Source organism: Arthrobacter sp. SO3 (genome assembly GCF_020532825.1).
Lineage (GTDB): Bacteria > Actinomycetota > Actinomycetes > Actinomycetales > Micrococcaceae > Arthrobacter.
Map to the genome: position 1 here is coordinate 29,402 of NZ_MQTS01000157.1, position 3,391 is coordinate 32,792.

The 3,391-nt window shown below is 66.0% G+C and carries 2 protein-coding genes; both read left to right on the forward strand.

Features of this window, described 5'->3' with window-relative positions:
* Positions 1-73: 73 nt before the first annotated feature.
* Positions 74-1,330, forward strand: a complete 1,257-nt coding sequence (locus tag BJQ90_RS14680) for an ABC transporter substrate-binding protein (RefSeq protein ID WP_413463691.1) — start codon at positions 74-76, stop codon at positions 1,328-1,330.
* A gap of 317 nt (positions 1,331-1,647) precedes the next feature.
* On the forward strand, positions 1,648-3,285 hold the full coding sequence (groL, locus tag BJQ90_RS14685; protein ID WP_160667642.1) for a chaperonin GroEL: 1,638 nt from the start codon (positions 1,648-1,650) through the stop codon (positions 3,283-3,285).
* Positions 3,286-3,391: the final 106 nt, after the last annotated feature.

Here is a 3,391-nt window from a genome sequence, read left to right on the forward strand (position 1 = left end):
CGATGCAGCCGGAAAGGACTGCGTCCGGCAGGCCGCCGCCAGCACCGCCCCACGCCGGACCGGTGCGCTGCGGCTGGGCCGCGCCGCGGCGGTAGCGGCGTTAGCGGCGCTGAGCATGACTGCGTGCCTGGGACCAACAGGCGGCGCCCGCGTGGAGACGGCCGACGCCAGCGGCGACGGCACCCTGAGGATCGGACTGATCCTCGACAACACCGGCCCGCAGAACTTCCTCAATGCCCCCCAGCTCGCCGCAGCGAAGCTCGCCGTCAAGGAAATCAACGCCGCGGGCGGCCACAAGGGCAAGCCGGTGGAGTTGCTCCCCGAGACCATCAGCACAGACGCGGCAGCGCAGGCCAAGGCACTCGCGGCGGCCAAGGCCGACGTCGTCATCGGCCCGACGGACTCCAGCCGGGCACCCGCCGCCATTGATGTCCTTGCCAACGCCAGGATCGCCATGATTTCCCCCGCAAACACCGCCAGCGGGCTCAGCAGCTACCAGAGCAACGGCTACTACTTCCGCACCGCGGCAGCCGATATCGCGCAGGCCTCCGTCCTCGTCAAGCTCGCCAAGGACAACGGTGCGGCAACCCTCGCCGTCGTGTACGAGGAGGGCAGCTACGGCAAGGACGTGTCCAACGCGGTCGCCGCCGCGGCCAAGGCCTCCGGCCTCGGACCCGTCACCGTCGCCGGTTTCGCGCCGGGCCAGGCACAGCAGGCGGCCGCTGCCGCGAAGGCAGCGGCCCCGGACGCCGTCGTGCTGGTCTCCCGCACTGGTGCCCAGGGCGCCATCGCCGAGCTGAACAACGCGGGCCTTGCCGGAAAGAAGCTCATCCTCAGCGACGGTGCGGTCAGCCAATACGGTTCCGGCCTGGGTTCCAGTGCCCTCGACGGTGCACGCGGGATCCTTCCCGGAACCTTTGCCTCCGCGGCTTTCCAGGGCGAGCTGGTCGCCGTCGATCCGGGACTGAAGGACATGACCTTCGCCGCCGAGACGTATGACGCCGTCAACCTCGCGGCCATCGCGGCCGCCGCAGCCCAGGACGACGCAGGAACCTCCATTGCGGCCGGCCTGATCGCCGTCTCGGGCGGCAAGGTACAGATGTCCGGCGGCGCCGGGGCCGCGGGCGAAGCCGCAGTGTGCAAAAGCTACCAGGAGTGCCTCGACGCCATCCGGGCGGGCAAGCGCCCTGACTACGACGGTGAGTCCGGGCGGATCGGCTTCGATTCCAACGGTGACGTCAGCGCCGCAAACTACGTTGTCTACACCTACGGGGCGGACAACCGGGCAACCATGAGCGGCAGCGAAACAGCCAGCAGCGGCGGCAGTTAATCGCCCGTAGCGTATTGCGTCCTCCCCCGGGCCGCCAGCAGGCCGGTACGGCGCACCCCGGTACGGCCGCTGCTTGCACTCTCCCCGGGGGAGTGCTAATTATTGAGTTAGCACTCCCGCGTATTGACTGCTAAAACGACGCCCGGTTCGCCCGGCCGCGAAGTTGCAGCAGCTGATCCGGGAGCGAAAGAAACACCTGGTTGGGGTGAGATCCCTGGCCCAGCGGCATACAGAGGCCGCCGGGCAAGGATCGTCCGTCGCGGGCACCGCAGCAAAGGTTCATTCTTAACGACTGTCCCGAAAGGACTACTGCCGTTATGGCCAAGATCATTGCATTTGATGAAGAGGCACGCCGCGGTCTTGAGCGGGGCCTGAACATCCTCGCCGACGCCGTCAAGGTCACCCTCGGCCCGCGTGGACGCAACGTCGTCCTCGAAAAGAAGTGGGGCGCCCCCACGATCACCAACGATGGTGTTTCCATCGCCAAGGAGATCGAGCTGGACGATCCTTACGAGAAGATCGGCGCCGAGCTGGTCAAGGAAGTTGCCAAGAAGACGGATGACGTCGCTGGCGACGGAACCACCACCGCTACCGTGCTGGCTCAGGCCCTGGTCAAGGAAGGCCTGCGCAACGTCGCGGCCGGCGCTGATCCCCTGTCCCTCAAGCGCGGCATCGAGAAGGCTGTCGAAGCCGTCACCCGCGAGCTCCTGGCCTCCGCCAAGGAAATCGAAACCAAGGAAGAGATTGCCGCCACCGCGTCAATCTCTGCCGGTGACAACGAGATTGGCGCACTGATTGCCGAGGCCCTGGATAAGGTCGGCAAGGAAGGCGTCATCACCGTCGAGGAGTCGAACACCTTCGGCCTGGAACTGGAACTTACCGAAGGCATGCGCTTCGATAAGGGCTACATCTCCGCTTACTTCGTCACCGACGCCGAGCGTCAGGAAACGGTCCTTGAGGATCCGTACATCCTGATCGTCAACTCCAAGATCTCCAACGTCAAGGAACTGGTTGCAGTCCTCGAGAAGGTCATGCAGTCGTCCAAGCCGCTGCTGATCATTGCCGAAGACATCGAGGGCGAGGCCCTGGCCACCCTGATCGTCAACAAGATCCGTGGCACTTTCAAGTCCGTGGCCGTCAAGGCTCCAGGCTTCGGCGACCGCCGCAAGGCGCAGCTCGCTGACATCGCCATCCTCACCGGTGGCCAGGTCATCTCCGAGGAAGTCGGCCTCAAGCTTGAGACCGCCGGCCTTGAACTCCTGGGCCGCGCCCGCAAGGTCGTTGTCACCAAGGATGAGACCACCATCGTCGAGGGTGCAGGTGACGCCGACCAGATTGCCGGCCGCGTTTCCCAGATCCGCGCCGAGATCGAAAACTCCGATTCGGACTACGACCGCGAGAAGCTGCAGGAACGCCTGGCCAAGCTGGCCGGCGGCGTTGCAGTCATCAAGGCCGGTGCCGCGACCGAAGTTGAGCTCAAGGAACGCAAGCACCGCATTGAGGACGCTGTCCGCAACGCCAAGGCTGCTGTCGAAGAGGGCATCGTCGCCGGCGGTGGCGTTGCCCTGATCCAGGCCGGTGCCAAGGCATTCGCCAACCTGCAGCTCGAAGGTGACGAGGCAACGGGTGCGAACATCGTCCGCGTTGCCATCGATGCCCCGCTGAAGCAGATCGCCTTCAACGCCGGCCTCGAGCCGGGCGTCGTCGTCGACAAGGTCCGCGGCCTGCCTGCAGGCCACGGCCTGAACGCAGCAACCGGCGAATACGTCGACCTGCTGGCTGCCGGCATCAACGACCCGGTTAAGGTTACCCGCTCTGCCCTGCAGAACGCGGCGTCCATTGCCGGCCTGTTCCTCACCACCGAGGCCGTTGTGGCCGACAAGCCGGAGAAGAACTCACCGGCCATGGGCGGCGGCGACGACATGGGCGGCATGGGGGGCATGGGCGGTTTCTAACCACCCGGCTTCCGACGCTGAATAGTCCAGCGCTGAACGTACAGTTCAACGACGGCGGTCCCTCCTTCGGGTGGGGCCGCCGTCGGCGTTAACCCCCGTCCAGCCC